Here is a 13,607-nt window from a genome sequence, read left to right on the forward strand (position 1 = left end):
TCTATTGGCTGCCCGCCAATCGCATCCATCTCGAAGCCAAAGCAATGTCCAACAATACGGTTGAAATTAAAGTCACCCCGCCGGTGGGAACGATCGTCCTCTCGCGCGCGGATCACGCCAACTCGATCAACCGCGCCATGGTTGAGGACCTGCGGCAGGCGATCGGCGATTTGTATCAGGAGAAACTCGTGAGGGCGGTGATCCTCACCGGGGCGGGCGAGGTGTTTTCCGACGGCATTGACCTCGCCGAGCTTGCCGCCGATCAGGCCAAGGCGGCCGACGACCCCGCCTGGCAACATCAGGAGTGGGGACGGCAGGCCGACGAGTTGAGTGACCTGATCGCCGAGTTGCTCGCATTCCCCAAGCCGGTCGTCGCAGCGGTGAACGGCCCCGCGCGCGGGTTGGCAGTCGCCCTGCTCTTGGCCAGCGACCTGGTGCTGGCTTGCGACACGGCCCAGCTCAGCGTGCCCAACGCTCGGCATGGGCTGGTGGCCGGCTTGGTCGCGCCGCTGGTGGCCTATCGCGCTGGCGCCGCCGCTGCGTCGCGGTTGGCGGTCGTGGGACAAACGTTCGACGCCGCCGAAGCCCACCGACTGGGCATCTACCACGAACTGGTGAAGCACGACTTGCTCTGGGCGCGCGGCATGGAAGTTTGCCAAGAATGCGCCGCAGCCGCCCCGCAAGCGGTGAGCCTCACAAAACGCCTGCTCATGGAAACGGTGGGCGAGAAACTGCTCACCGACCTGGCGAGCGGAGCCATCGCCACCGCCACCGCCAGAACCACGGATGCGGCTAGCGAAGGGTTGAAGGCTTACGCGGAGGGGCGGGAGCCGGAGTGGGAATAAACGACGCATCGGAAACCGATAGCCAGATGGCGTTTATGACAGAAGGAAATACCCAATGCCCGACAATCCGTACGAAAGCACCGAATTGCCGCATGGCAAGAAACGGCCGAAGTCGGCGATCTCCGTGCTGGTCGCCCTGCTGGCTGTCGCGGTAGTTCTCTTGCTGCTGGTGGCACTGCTTATTCCTGCGCAGCGTGGCGTCCCGGCCGCCGCGCGGCGGGTCGCTTGCACGAACAACATGAAGCAAATCCTGCTGGCGCTGCACAACTATCATGACGCCAACGGGGAACTGCCACCCGCCTACACAGTGGACGATGACGGGAATCGACTGCATAGCTGGCGAGCTTTGATTCTTCCGTACATGGAAGGCAATAACGTTGCCGAGTTTATCGACTACAGCAAACCTTGGGATGATCCAGCGAACGCCGAGGCGCGAGATTGCGTGGTCGAGACGTACCTTTGCCCCAGCGCAGCATTCGACGATGAGCACCTGACGACCTACGTGGCGGTCGTCGGGCCGGAGTTTCTCTTCAGCGGCCCTGAGCCAAGGAAGTTCAGCGACGTGTCGGATGGAAATGCGAATACAATTGCCGTACTCGAGATCGGCTACGAACACGCGGTGCATTGGATGTCGCCGGAAGACGTGGACGAGGAGTTTGTGATAAACAACGTGGAAGCGCTGGATACAGGCCACCCTGGCATTTTCATCGCCGGCTACCTCGACGGCAGTGTTCACAACTTCGAGCAAGACATCGACCGCCAGAAACTACGCGCGCTACTCACGATTGCGGGGCGAGAACCCATCGACGAGGACGAGTGAGATCTCTGCATCACGTGCAGCCAACACTATCGCTTGAAAATCACCAATGCCCGACAATCCTTACGAAAGCACCGAACAGCCGCATGGCAAGAAACAGCCCCGATCCCTGGTGAGCCTACTCGGCCGGTTGTTGCTCTACGGCTTCATCATTGGGGTGGTGATCGCCCTGCTTCTACCTGCGAAGCGGAGTGCACGCGAGGCGGCCCGGCGGAATTCGTGCCTGAACAACATGAAGATGATCCTGCTGGGATTGCAAGGCTACCATGACGCCAACGGGGAACTGCCCCCAGCCTATACGGTGGACGATAACGGAAATCGCTTACATAGTTGGCGGACGTTGATACTTCCGTACATGGAAGGCACTACCGTCTACAAGAGTATCGACTTGACGAAGCCCTGGGACGATCCGGCGAATGCCGAAGCACGGGAGAGTGTTGTCGAGACATACGTCTGCCCCAGCGCGTCCTATGAAGATGAGCACCTGACGACCTATGTGGCCGTGGTAGGGCCGGAGTTCCTGTTCAGTGGGCCAACGTCGCGCACGTTCGTTGACGTATCCGATGGCCTGAGTAACACGATTGCCGTCGTCGAAATTGGACTCGAACACGCGGTGCACTGGATGTCGCCCGAGGATGTGGACGAGAACTTTGTGCTGAATACCGAGGGAGCAATGGAAACGGGGCATTCTGGGATCTTCATCGCAGGGTTTCTCGATGGCCACGTCGAGGCCATTGAGTTGGCTATGGATCGCAACGAACTCCGCAAGATGCTCACCATTGCCGGGCGGGAGCTAAGCGACGAGTAGCATTTCCGCACCGAGGCAGTAACGGCAGACCCACCGGGAACTAAACATGCCCGACAATCCCTATGAAAGCACCGAACAGCCGCACGGCAAGAAGCCGCCACGTTCTGCCATGGGTCAACTTGGCCGGTTGTTGCTCTACAGTGCGGTTATCGCGGTGCTGGTCGCGCTGCTTCTGCCTGCTACACGAAGTGCCCGCGGCCCGGCAATGCGGGTCCAGTGCGTCAACAACATGAAGCAAATCATGCTGGGGATACTTAGCTATGAAGCTGACCACGGCGAACTTCCCCCCGCCTATACGGTAGACGCGAGCGGAAATCGCCTGCACAGTTGGCGGACGTTGATTCTGCCCTACATGGATGCATCTGACGTGTATGAGAAGATCGACCTGACAAAGCCGTGGGACGATCCGGCCAACGCGGCGGCGCGTGAAGCGATCATTCCTGCTTACAACTGCCCCAGCGCCGCGATGACGGAAGACTACACAACGTATGTCGCGGTTGTCGGATCAGAATTTCTGTTCACCGGTTCGACGCCGCGAAAGATGGAAGAAGCGGTCGATGATGCGAGCAATACGATCGCTGTCCTCGAAGTATCCCTGAAACACGCGGTGCCTTGGATGTCGCCCGAAGACGTGGACGAAAAGACGCTCCTAAACGCAGAGAGGGCGTTGAGTTCCGGGCACAATCGCGTCGTCGTAGGCTATCTCGATGGTAGCGTCGAAGCCATCGACGTCGACATCGATCGCAACGAACTCCGCAAGATGCTCACGATTGCAGGGCGTGAAGCAATCGGCGAAGACGAGTGACCCGCCAGAGTTCTACCCCAGCGAGCGGCAACATCCAACTGATCCACGCGGCCAGCGGATAAGTCCAGTGCGCGCCGGTGAGTTCGCTCAGTCCGCCAATCAGCCTTAGCAACACGGCCGAACACAACAAAGCATAGCACCGCAGCATCCACCAGCGGTGCGACTCGAACCTCCGACGCACCGCGTCGCGCCACCCCATCGCAGCGCAACCGCCGGTGGCCAGGGCCAGAGTGGCAAAGCCGCTCTGCGCGATCATTCCGGGGGCATAGCCAGCCATCCACAAACCGCTCGGCGCCACCAGCAGCAGCACCAGCACACCCTGCACGCGCCCTAATCGTCGGTGCCACATGGGGAAGCGAAGGCGCGCCGCGTCGCTCAGGAGCACCAACCCCAACAGCAGCGTCACGGGCCCCGAGAAGATGTGGGCATAAAACGCCCATTGATACGGTCCGAAGAAGTAATCCCGCCGCCCCAACAGAAAATCCGCCCGAAAATTGGGTGGCAGGTAATCGCAATATCCGAGTACCACCACGACCGTGGTCTGGACCACCAGCCACGCGACAAGCAGTTGGATCAAGCGAATGAGGGTGGCGGAACTTGGCATGATGAATGATAAGGGCATCGCAGAGCGAAGGGTCGCACAGCGCACCCTGGTCATCCCTCTGGTGGCTACAATTCGAGTCCCTCGGTGAGTTTCACATATGGGAACGTGCGCGTCATCCATTCGTCAAAGCAAGGGTCCATGTCGGGCTGCATCAGGATCGGCAGGCCCCGTGGCCAACTCATGCTCCCTATTGTCAGTGTGGAACGTGAAGCTCATCTCATCGGGGAGGAATCGAGGAATTCGCATTTCTTTGGATTGCAATCAAAAGGCTAGCTGCGAAAGAAACTGTAGCCAATCCGAAGGTTCGACACATTCTGTTGACGCCACCGCTCGAAGTGAGCATGCACATCGAGCTTTTTGTTCGCAGGCGGGGCGTCCCGGGCGACCCCGTGAAGACTCCAGGGTACAAACAAAAACTCTATATGCTCGGTTTGCACTGGCTCGATGGGATCCCCCTCGGTTGTGTACGGGCCCCGATATCTGAAGGAGTTTGTTGTATTGCGAAGTTCTAATGACTTCAATCTTGGAGAGTTGCTTAACGCAGCCAGCCAGCGTCCGTTAAAGGTTGAAGAATGCAAAGTGAGGCTTGTCAGATTCCTGACCTCAGCCAAAGAGGAAAATGTCTCCTTGTCGAGTGTACCGGTGATGGTCAACGACGCGAGTGATGGAATACCGGCAAGATGCCCCAGGGACTTGGTATCGAGTTGGCCGTTGAAGAGGGTGAGTCTTTTAAGGCGAGGCCAGTTGGCAAAGTGCTGCAAGCAACTACCCGTTAGTTCACTGTTTCGCGATTCGCTGAAGTACAGTTCTTCGATCTGTGGCGCGAGTGGAGCGAGCAAGGCTAAGTCCTCGTCCCGAATCCCCGTGCCAGTGAAGCGGATACTCTTTACTCTTGGCAGCCTCTGGATCAACGCAACGGATTGAGCTAGTCGATCAGCTCCTAGCGGAACGACCTTGCGACTATCACGTCGTTTACGTAGTTGAACGCTGTGGACAGGAATGAAGTAGTCGATTCCGAGTCGATTGGTGAGCCACTCAGGGTAGATGGTGTCCTGCAGCCTGCTTTGGTAGCCCACAGACGCCCCTAGCGACTCCAGTTTCGCAACCGCCAGCCGCTGTTGACGGGCACTTGCGGCGTAGAGCCCCACCACCAAAGCGAAGAAGGTAAGCACCACCAGGAAGGTGGCAAGCGAGTAGCGTAGACGGAAGGTTCGAAAGAGTCGCATTCGAACGGCTCCTATGCCCGCTGCCCCGAGAGACCAACCTTAATCAATTACGCCGAAGGCATGAAACACTATTCACGCTCTACGCAACGTTAGCAGATTCAACTCCGGCCGGCAGCCCCAGCGGATGGGCGAGAGGCTACTGGTGCCGGGGCTGACGTGCATCACGGTGCCGTGATCGGAGAAGACACCTTGGGTGTAGCGGGTGCCGTAGATGCTGGGGGTGAGCAGGGCGCCGAGGATCGGGAAGCGGACCTGGCCGCCATGGTTGTGGCCGGCCAGGGCGACATGAAAGCCGTGCTCTTGTGTCCAGGCGAAGTGGTCGGGCGTGTGCAGTAGCGCAAGGCGCAGCTCGTCGGTCGAGGCGTCGCGCGGCGCGAGGTGCGACACGTCGGGCGCGGGAGGGAACCAGGGCGTTTCGTTGCCCGCGACGATGCATCTGCCACCGGCCAGTGGCAACTCCACCACGCGGCCGCCGGCGTTCACAAAGCCATGCTGCTCGAGCCGACGCCGGGTTTCGGCAAATTCGCAAAGCGTATCGTGGTTGCCGAGAATAAATAAACGCTGCGCGGAAGCCGCTAATCGCGCCAGCGAGTGGTCTATCCAGTCGAGGCAGGAATCGTACTCGACAATGTCGCCGGTCACGGCCACCACGTCCGGCCCCCAGGCGTTGGTATGGTCGACGATTTGGTCATAAAAGTCGCGAACAATGCGGCCCGACATGTGCAGGTCGGTGAGGTGAGCAATTTTCAAACCTTTGAACCGCGCAGGCAGATCCGGCACGGCCAATTCGAGTTCCACCCTAATCGGCGAGACGATCTGATTGCCGGGCAAGCCGCCTAATAGACGGGGAATGCCTGGCGCCAACAGGTCGGTGGGCTCGCCGGCGATGATCTCCAGCGGCGACACCCGGCGACTGACCACTCCGCCGCGTCGTTCGCGATGGAAGTACCGCCAAGTGTTGTGGGCGAAGGCCACCGCGGTGAGCAGCAGCGCGGCGTAGCCCCACGCATCCGCCATCCACTGTGGCAGTTGTGGCACCCCGCTGGGATAGTACGGCCCGGCGGCGAACTGCGCTAGCGGCCACAAGCCGAAAGCGGAGAACAGTATGCAGGCGAGCATCAGCAGGTCGACCAGTTTACGGTTCCAGCCATACGCGTGCGTGCGATTGACGATGGCCACCCAGAACACCGTGTGCCCCGTTGCCGCGACAAGGAACAACAAGAGTCGGGCGAGGAGCATGGAGGGCGGCAGAGGCTAAGGGCCAGGCGACTGGCAATTCGCCAACGGAGGGAGAGGACCTGCTAGACAATCGGAGCCACGGTTTGCTCCACCGCCTCGAGCAACTGATCAAGGCGGAACGGCTTATACAACACGTGCTTGAGCCCCGCCTGGCGGGCTTTCACGATCGAGTGGCCTGGGTCGTAGCCAAAACCGGTCATCAGGATCAACGGCACCCGCTCGCTCATCTCGGCCAGCTTGAGCATCAATTGGTGTCCGGACATGTCGGGCAGACGGATGTCTGAGATGATGGCGTCGTAATGTTGCCCCGGACCCAGGTTGCGAACCATGAACACCGCCTCGTTGCCGTCGTGGGCGGTCTCGACCACGCAGTGGTAACGATCAAGCAGGGCGTGGGCGGCGCTGCGGACGCTCTCGTCCTCGTCCACCACCAGCACACGTGCGCCGACCAAGCCTGGGCGCTGCTCGATGCGAGCGGCCGCCGGGCGGGCCTCGATCGGCGCCATCGTCTGCCCCACCTTCTGAATCACCTGCTTAATGTCGCGGGCGTTCATCAGGATTCGCTGTAGGCGTTCGACCACGGCCGGTTCGTGACCGATGTAGCGTTCCATCACATTCACGGCGTCGTTCAGGATGTCGTCCACGGGACGGGCGACCGCACTGTGAATGGCTTCGACGCTGGCCGCCGCGGTAGTGGCCTTCTCGGCAGCTAACAACTCGAGCGTGTTAAGCGCTACGGCCAGATCGCGACAGAACACCTCGACGAACTGCAAATCGCTGGTGGTGAACGCCTTGATTTCGGGACTCTCGACGTTAAACGTGCCGATCACGTCGTCGTGCAACACCAGCGGCACCGTCATCGAACTGCGGGCGTCCTGGCTCCCTTCCAGGTACAGACTGTCTTTGCTCGCATCTTCGCAAAGGTAACTCTTGCCAGTGGCGGCCACAAAGCCAGTGACCCCGTTGCCTTCGGGCTTGGCCCACAAGGTGCGGGCTTCGGCCTCGGGCTTCATGCCCACCGAGAGAAGTGGGTTCAATGCGCCGGTCCCTTGATCGAGCATGCGAATCTCGACCACGTCGTACTGCAACACGTCCTCGGTGCAGTGCAGGATGTTGTCCTTGAGCAGTTCCACCCGACCTTCGAAGTCCATGTCGGCCACATCGTCGGTCGTCAGGTCGGCCAGTTCGATACCTGCTTGATGGATGTTGGCGATCTTCTGCTGTTCGTGATACTCCTCGGTCACGTCCCGCAGGGTGACGATCAGGTGCTTCTGCGAATCGCCACAATCGAACACCGGCGCGGCGTGCACCCGATAGCAGCGGCTGTCGTTACACCGCAGTGTGCTAGCGCTGGGGCGGTCGGTCGTCAGGGCGCGGCTGAAGGGACAAAACTCGGAACCCAGAATCTCCGGATCGCCCATCACGCTGTAAAGGTTCTTCCCAACCACGTCCTGCACGCCCATCCATTCGCAGAGCCGGCCATTGCTCCACACGATGACGTTCTCGTTGTTCAGCAGCACCACGCCATCGGGCATACTTTGCAGAATGTGTTGGTTCTGCATCACCCGGCCGGCGTCGAAAGCGGCGGAGAAGTGCTCGGCATCGGCGTAGACACCGATGTACTCGCCGCGTGCCAGCTCGGCCATCGCGCGTACGGGAGAACTTACGCGAACAACCTGCACCTGGTCGCCAAAGCGTTCCTGGATCGCCACAACCTGATCGTGGCTACCTCCCAGACAAAGGACCTGGGGCTGGGCCTCGGTAACAGTCGACGGTTGGTCTACAGCGGAGTCGTTGGTGTCGTGCGCGTCGTCGGGCACAATCGCTTCCCGCAGGGGTGGGTCGGGTCGGGGAAACGGCGCAGAACAACACCAATAGCGCGTCGCGGTCCTGCGTCAGTCGTTTGCCAGTGTTGCCCCCTCACGCTGTGAATTATACGAACTGGTTTCCTAACCAACAACCTTTAACAGCACGAGCGGGTGTTTCTTGGTATCGGCTCTCCGAACTTGCCTACCTCGCCTCCAGGTCCGATTTCGACCGGATTTCCCCGTCTCGCAGCAGGCGCATCCCGCCTGGGCTATACAATCCGTTCCGCGGGGGAGTACAACAACCGATTCGCCACCGCCCGCTATCGACAGCCATCCGGCACGCTCCCACCTCCCTCTCGCTCCCCTGCCCTTCCTGCCATGACGCCCAACACGGCCCACCTGCGCAACGTTGCTATCATTGCCCATGTCGACCACGGCAAAACCAGCCTGGTGGACAAGCTGATGTACCAGTCGGGACTCTACCGCTCGGAAGAACTCGATCGCCGCGCTGGCGGACAACACGGGCTGGTGCTGGATACCGGCGATTTGGAGCGGGAACGGGGAATTACCATCCTCAGCAAGAACTGTGCGGTCAGCTACAAGGCCGACGATGGCGACACCTACCGAATCAACCTGATCGACACGCCGGGCCACGCCGACTTCGGCGGCGAAGTTGAGCGCGTATTGACCATGGCCGACGGAGCGCTGCTGGTGGTCGATGCGTTCGAAGGCCCCATGCCGCAAACCCGCTTCGTGCTGCAAAAAGCGCTGGCTTGCGGGTTGCGCCCGTTGGTGGTGGTGAACAAGGTGGACCGCCCCGATTCGCGGCCCGATGAGGTGGTGACCGAGGTGTTCGACTTGCTGGCCGACCTGGGCGCGGACGACGAGGCGCTCGACTTCCAGACCGTTTTTGCCTCGGCTAAAGAAGGGTGGGCGGTCAAGTCGCTCGACAACCAGCGGCAGGACATGCGGCCGCTGTTCGAATCGATCGTCGAATGGGTCCCCCCGCCCCGCTACGCCGACATCGAAGCGCCGACCCAGCTTCTGGTAACCAGCATCGACTACTCCGACTACGTCGGGCGAATCGCCATTGGCCGCGTGTTCGGTGGAGTGCTCGAGGCGCGGCAGCGGGTAGCCGTAATCGACCGGCATGGCGAAACGACCCAACAGCAGATTCTGCAGTTACTTTCGTTCCAAGGCCTGGAACGCAAAGAGACCAACCGCGTGGAAGCAGGCGACTTGTGCGCGGTGGTGGGCCTCGATCCGATTAACATCGGCGACACCATCGCCGACGCCGCCCAGCCCGAGGCCCTGCCGGCGGTGACCGTAGACGAGCCCACGCTGCACATGACCTTTCGCGTGAACGACGGCCCGTTCAGCGGTCGCGACGGCAAGTATCTCACCAGCCGCCAGATCGGCGATCGGCTGGAGCGCGAACTACGCTCGAACGTGGCGCTGCGGGTGGAGCCTGGCGAGACGATGGAGCAGTACCGCGTGAGCGGCCGCGGGTTGATGCACTTGGGCATCCTGATCGAGAACATGCGCCGCGAAGGATTCGAGTTGTGCGTCGGCAAGCCACATGTAGTAGTGCGCCAGGTGGAAGGCCAGCGGCACGAGCCGATCGAACTGCTGGTGGTCGACGTGCCCGACGAGCATCAAAGCGCGGTGATGTCGCTGCTGGGGGATCGGCGTGCCGAACTCATCAAAATGGGCTACAAAACCGGCACCAGCGGCTTTGTGCACATGGAGTTTTCCATTCCGGCACGAGCCATGATCGGCCTCCGCAGCCGGTTGCTCACCGCCACGCAAGGCCATGCGGTGATCCACCACACGTTGCTGGGCTACGAACCGATGCGCGGCGCGGTGCCGCATCGCCAGGCGGGGGTGCTGATCGCCAATGAGCCCGGCCAGGTAACCGCCTACGCACTGGACGCCCTGTACGATCGCGGTTCGTTCTTCGTCAAGCCGGGCGACGACGTGTACGAAGGCCAAGTGGTCGGCGAGAACTGCAAGAGCGGCGACTTGGTGGTGAACGTGGTCCGCGGCAAGAAGCTCACCAACATCCGCGCCGCCGGCAAAGACGACAACAGCCAGGTGCGGCCCGTGCGCGAGATGTCGCTCGAGGGCTGCCTGGAGTACATCGACGACGACGAACTAGTGGAGGTCACTCCCACCTCGATCCGCCTTCGCAAGATCCTGCTGAAGGAAACAGACCGCCGTCGCGAATCTCGCCGCGCGGCGAGCGTGTGAAGCCGCCCTGCCCGCCCTAGCCGATATATTCGTTACTGTCGGACCTCTGCTGGGTCGTTCTAGTCGCGTGCGTGCGGTGACTCCGCGGTAAATCGATTCTTGAGCTATTCTTTCATTGGTACGTCGTTCGGCGTACGCGCTATGCGCTGGTGCTGCTCGCGGTCGAGCATGCCAACCCTTTTTACTGCTGGGGGCCCCTCCGTCACACGGGGACATACTATGATTGGCATTCGGTGTTGGTCGCTCACTCGTAGTCACCACAATCGTCGGGCAGCAAGCCTGTTGGAAATCACCGCCTGCATCGTGGCGGTAGCTGTTGGCCTGTGGCTGGGCGCCCGTTATCTGGGTCTCGACTTGCATGCGGCCGCCTACACGGCTTTGAACGAGACGGAAGTGATGGACCAGCTGCCCGAAGGATGGCGACTTGCCCCGCCGCCGGGAATGGAACCCCAGACAGCGGAAGAAGAAGCTTTGGCCCTGACCGCCGAACTGGAAGCGCTTCGCTTCAAAGTGGCGCACTTGAACGAAGAGAGTGCTGAAGACGCGCCGGAAATCAAGATCGAAGCAGCCGACCTGCCGCCCGAGTTGCTGAAGCGTCGACAAGGCACGCTGGCGTTCTGGTCGCAGTTGGGTGGCATCCGCGAGGAAGTCGACCGGCTGCAGTCGTCGGCCGACGAGGCGCTGAACCAGCAGAACGTGTATCAAGTGCTGGAGATCCGCCGCCAAGCCTACCTGTACGGAGCCAAGGCGGTGAAGGTCGCCATGAGCGAGAACGTCGACCCACAGGCTCTGCAGTTCGCCGAGCAACTGGTGGGCTGGTACCAGCATGGGGCCGATTTGTACGGCGAGGCCATGAACGTGTGGCAAACGCAGCACATGCCGCCTGGGGGGCTCTCCAGCGACCAGCTCCTGGAGCAGGTCCAGCAGCAGCACGACAACGAAGCCCTGCTACTGTTCCAGAAGAGTGGCCGGCTGTGCGAAGTGCTGTTCCGCCGCTATCAAGTGGCGTTTCCCGACATCGACGATTCCACTCGACCGGCCGTCGAATAAGCCGCACCCCCTTGGTCTCAAACTCGCTGCCCGCCTGGGCTGAAGGTCCGCGCGGCCCGCACCAGCCGGCAGAACCTATCGCATCCGAATATCCGGATATCCGGTACCAGTGAGCCGATTCTGCCCCATTGCTAGCTCGGGCAGACCTGCTGGCGTCGGTTCATGCCGGTGATAGTGACTGTGGGGCAGGAGGGGAATTCCGGCGGATTTGAGGGGCTTATCCCACCGTATGGTTGATTGCATCGCCATCTGGCCCTAGGTAACATGGACCAAAGTACACGGAGCGTACAGCCATGCCCCAGGACGTCGGGCGTATCCGATCACCCCGCCAGATTAGTGAGAGTCTCTCATGCGTTTGCGTTCCCTGCGTCGTTTGTTGCGAGCCGCCCTGGTTTTATTCCTGTGCGTCACGCTTTCGGTGAATCCCGCTTCGGCTTGCCAGTGGTTCGCCGCGCGGTGGTCCTCGCCTTGCTACCCCTGCTACACGCAGTGCGCACCGGTCTATTACGGTTCGTGTGGCGGCTGCAGCCCATACGTTTCGTACAGCTCGTATAGTTGCGGTGGCTGCGGCCCAGTGGTGGTCGAGAGCAGTTGCGGTTGCGGGTCGACGGTAGTTACCTCAGGCGAGACCGTCATCCACTCTGGCGAAGTAGTAACGGGTGGCACCCCAACCGAAGCTCCGCCAATGACCGACACGCCCAGCACCTGGTCGTCGGCTGAGCCCGCCACTGGCGTGGAAGTCAACAAGCCGGCCGAAGACATGGGCCCCACCGAAGATACCATCGCTCCGGCCCTGGCCGACGATGAGCCCGCCGATGTTACTCCCCTGCCGGAACCACCTGCTGAAGAACCCGTGGTCGCGGACGTAGCTCCCGTTGAGCCCGTGGCCGAAGAGCCTGCGGTCGACGATGGCGGACTGTTCGGCGCCGAGACACCTGCGGCAGAACCCGTGATGGAGGAACCCGCCGCCGATGATGGTGGGCTATTCGGTGCCGAAACGCCTGCCGCAGCAGCACCCGCTGCCGACGATGGCGGATTGTTCGGAGCCGAGACTCCTGCCGCCGAACCCGCGATGGAAGAACCAGCCGCCGATGACGGTGGACTGTTTGGCACCGAAGCACCGGCTGAAGAACCTGCTGCCGATGATGGCGGATTGTTCGGTGCCGAGCCCATGGAAGAAGCCGCTGCCGACGATGGTGGACTGTTTGGTGCCGAAACGCCGGCCGAAGAGCCCGCTGCCGACGATGGTGGATTGTTTGGTACCGAGACGCCTGCTGCCGAACCCGCAATGGAAGAACCCGCCGCCGATGACGGTGGACTGTTTGGTACCGAAGCACCGGCTGAAGAACCTGCTGCCGATGATGGCGGATTGTTCGGTGCCGAGCCCATGGAAGAAGCCGCTGCCGACGATGGTGGACTGTTTGGCACCGAAGCACCGGCCGAAGAACCTGCTGCCGATGATGGCGGATTGTTCGGTGCCGAGCCCATGGAAGAAGCTGCTGCCGACGATGGTGGACTGTTTGGCACCGAAACGCCGGCCGAAGAACCTGCCGCTGACGATGGTGGACTGTTTGGTGCGGAGACGCCTGCCGAAGAGCCGGCCGTGGAGGGTGGTCTGTTTGGCGGCGAAAGCGCCGACATGGAAGAAGCAGCCGCCGATGAGAACGCAACGCTGTTCGGTGCCGAGACCGACCTCGAGGAGGCCGGGTCTATCGACGACACCGCTACCATCTTTGGCGAAGAGCCCGCCGCAGTCGACGACGGGTCGATGTTCGGCGCAGAGCCGCCAGTGACCGAAGAGCCAGCCGCCGAAGAGCCTGAGGAGCCGGCCAGCGAAGAGGACGACGAGATTAACAATTTGTTTGGTCCCGAGGTCTCGCTCATGCAGCCAGGTGGATTCGACAGCCTCAAGCTGCGTCACTGGGTCGACAGCACCGGCAAGTACACCGTCGATGCCCGTTTGTTGGCAGTGGTGGATGGCCACGTCCGTCTGCTGAAGGCAAACGGCCACACGACCACGGTACCGTTCAGCCGCTTGAGCGACGAAGACCTGTCGTTCGTCAACGCCCAGGCTGCTGCTCGCAACGCCCTGGACATCGCCCGCACCGCCCAGCGTTAATCGGCTCAGCGATACTCTCTGTAACTCAGAAGGCCA

11 protein-coding genes are annotated in these 13,607 nt (G+C 61.2%); 7 read left to right on the plus strand and 4 right to left on the minus strand.

The features are described from left to right. Positions 1-44 precede the first annotated feature (44 nt). Genes ACQK2L_RS29340 through ACQK2L_RS29355 form a run of 4 tightly spaced genes read left to right on the plus strand, consistent with a single transcriptional unit; the run spans position 45 to position 3,275 of the window. Positions 45-845 (plus strand): enoyl-CoA hydratase/isomerase family protein, encoded by an 801-nt coding sequence (locus ACQK2L_RS29340; protein ID WP_425400609.1) that lies wholly within the window; start codon positions 45-47, stop codon positions 843-845. 55 nt (positions 846-900) lie between these two features. Further along, positions 901-1,665: a DUF1559 domain-containing protein gene (locus ACQK2L_RS29345; RefSeq protein ID WP_425400610.1), complete on the plus strand. Its 765-nt coding sequence runs from the start codon at positions 901-903 to the stop codon at positions 1,663-1,665. 46 nt (positions 1,666-1,711) lie between these two features. Beyond that, positions 1,712-2,470 (plus strand): DUF1559 domain-containing protein, encoded by a 759-nt coding sequence (locus ACQK2L_RS29350; RefSeq protein ID WP_425400611.1) that lies wholly within the window; start codon positions 1,712-1,714, stop codon positions 2,468-2,470. A gap of 46 nt (positions 2,471-2,516) precedes the next feature. Next, positions 2,517-3,275, plus strand: coding sequence for a DUF1559 domain-containing protein (locus tag ACQK2L_RS29355; protein WP_425400612.1), 759 nt, complete (start codon positions 2,517-2,519; stop codon positions 3,273-3,275). On the opposite strand, the gene ACQK2L_RS29360 is transcribed toward ACQK2L_RS29355, so the two are convergent. The 4 genes from ACQK2L_RS29360 to ACQK2L_RS29375 all read right to left on the minus strand — a co-directional run bounded on the left by ACQK2L_RS29360 (position 3,235) and on the right by ACQK2L_RS29375 (position 8,164). Next, positions 3,235-3,879 carry a DUF2306 domain-containing protein gene (locus ACQK2L_RS29360; RefSeq protein ID WP_425400613.1) on the minus strand — a complete coding sequence of 215 codons (645 nt, stop codon included), beginning with the start codon at positions 3,877-3,879 and terminating at the stop codon, positions 3,235-3,237. The two genes, ACQK2L_RS29355 and ACQK2L_RS29360, sit on opposite strands and share 41 nt — an antisense overlap. Positions 3,880-4,148: 269 nt before the next feature. Further along, entirely contained in the window at positions 4,149-5,105 is a 957-nt protein-coding gene (locus ACQK2L_RS29365; RefSeq protein WP_425400614.1) for a hypothetical protein, read from the minus strand. 72 nt (positions 5,106-5,177) lie between these two features. Beyond that, positions 5,178-6,344, minus strand: coding sequence for a metallophosphoesterase (locus ACQK2L_RS29370; protein ID WP_425400615.1), 1,167 nt, complete (start codon positions 6,342-6,344; stop codon positions 5,178-5,180). A gap of 62 nt (positions 6,345-6,406) precedes the next feature. Continuing rightward, positions 6,407-8,164, minus strand: coding sequence for a response regulator (locus ACQK2L_RS29375; protein ID WP_425400616.1), 1,758 nt, complete (start codon positions 8,162-8,164; stop codon positions 6,407-6,409). A 366-nt stretch (positions 8,165-8,530) separates the two neighbouring features. Between ACQK2L_RS29375 and typA the strand changes: the two genes are divergently transcribed. From typA to ACQK2L_RS29390, 3 genes are all read left to right on the plus strand, one after another. Next, positions 8,531-10,402 carry a translational GTPase TypA gene (typA, locus tag ACQK2L_RS29380; RefSeq protein WP_425400617.1) on the plus strand — a complete coding sequence of 624 codons (1,872 nt, stop codon included), beginning with the start codon at positions 8,531-8,533 and terminating at the stop codon, positions 10,400-10,402. Positions 10,403-10,621: 219 nt separating this feature from the next. Beyond that, positions 10,622-11,452, plus strand: a complete 831-nt coding sequence (locus ACQK2L_RS29385) for a hypothetical protein (RefSeq protein WP_425400618.1) — start codon at positions 10,622-10,624, stop codon at positions 11,450-11,452. Between the two features lie 349 nt (positions 11,453-11,801). Then, on the plus strand, positions 11,802-13,571 hold the full coding sequence (locus ACQK2L_RS29390) for a nucleoporin (RefSeq protein WP_425400619.1): 1,770 nt from the start codon (positions 11,802-11,804) through the stop codon (positions 13,569-13,571). The last annotated feature ends 36 nt before the right edge of the window (positions 13,572-13,607 follow it).

Origin of the sequence: Aeoliella sp., from assembly GCF_965227375.1 — a bacterium.
Classification (GTDB): Bacteria; Planctomycetota; Planctomycetia; order Pirellulales; family Lacipirellulaceae; genus Aeoliella.

What these genes read in the sequence shown, in the direction of transcription:
- ACQK2L_RS29340 (WP_425400609.1), top strand. Translation starts at nt 45, where the DNA reads ATGTCCAACAATACGGTTGAAATTAAAGTCACCCCGCCGGTGGGAACG.
- ACQK2L_RS29345 (WP_425400610.1), top strand. Translation starts at nt 901, where the DNA reads ATGCCCGACAATCCGTACGAAAGCACCGAATTGCCGCATGGCAAGAAA.
- ACQK2L_RS29350 (WP_425400611.1), top strand. Translation starts at nt 1,712, where the DNA reads ATGCCCGACAATCCTTACGAAAGCACCGAACAGCCGCATGGCAAGAAA.
- ACQK2L_RS29355 (WP_425400612.1), top strand. Translation starts at nt 2,517, where the DNA reads ATGCCCGACAATCCCTATGAAAGCACCGAACAGCCGCACGGCAAGAAG.
- ACQK2L_RS29360 (WP_425400613.1), bottom strand. Translation starts at nt 3,879, where the DNA reads ATGCCAAGTTCCGCCACCCTCATTCGCTTGATCCAACTGCTTGTCGCG.
- ACQK2L_RS29365 (WP_425400614.1), bottom strand. Translation starts at nt 5,105, where the DNA reads ATGCGACTCTTTCGAACCTTCCGTCTACGCTACTCGCTTGCCACCTTC.
- ACQK2L_RS29370 (WP_425400615.1), bottom strand. Translation starts at nt 6,344, where the DNA reads ATGCTCCTCGCCCGACTCTTGTTGTTCCTTGTCGCGGCAACGGGGCAC.
- typA (WP_425400617.1), top strand. Translation starts at nt 8,531, where the DNA reads ATGACGCCCAACACGGCCCACCTGCGCAACGTTGCTATCATTGCCCAT.
- ACQK2L_RS29385 (WP_425400618.1), top strand. Translation starts at nt 10,622, where the DNA reads ATGATTGGCATTCGGTGTTGGTCGCTCACTCGTAGTCACCACAATCGT.
- ACQK2L_RS29390 (WP_425400619.1), top strand. Translation starts at nt 11,802, where the DNA reads ATGCGTTTGCGTTCCCTGCGTCGTTTGTTGCGAGCCGCCCTGGTTTTA.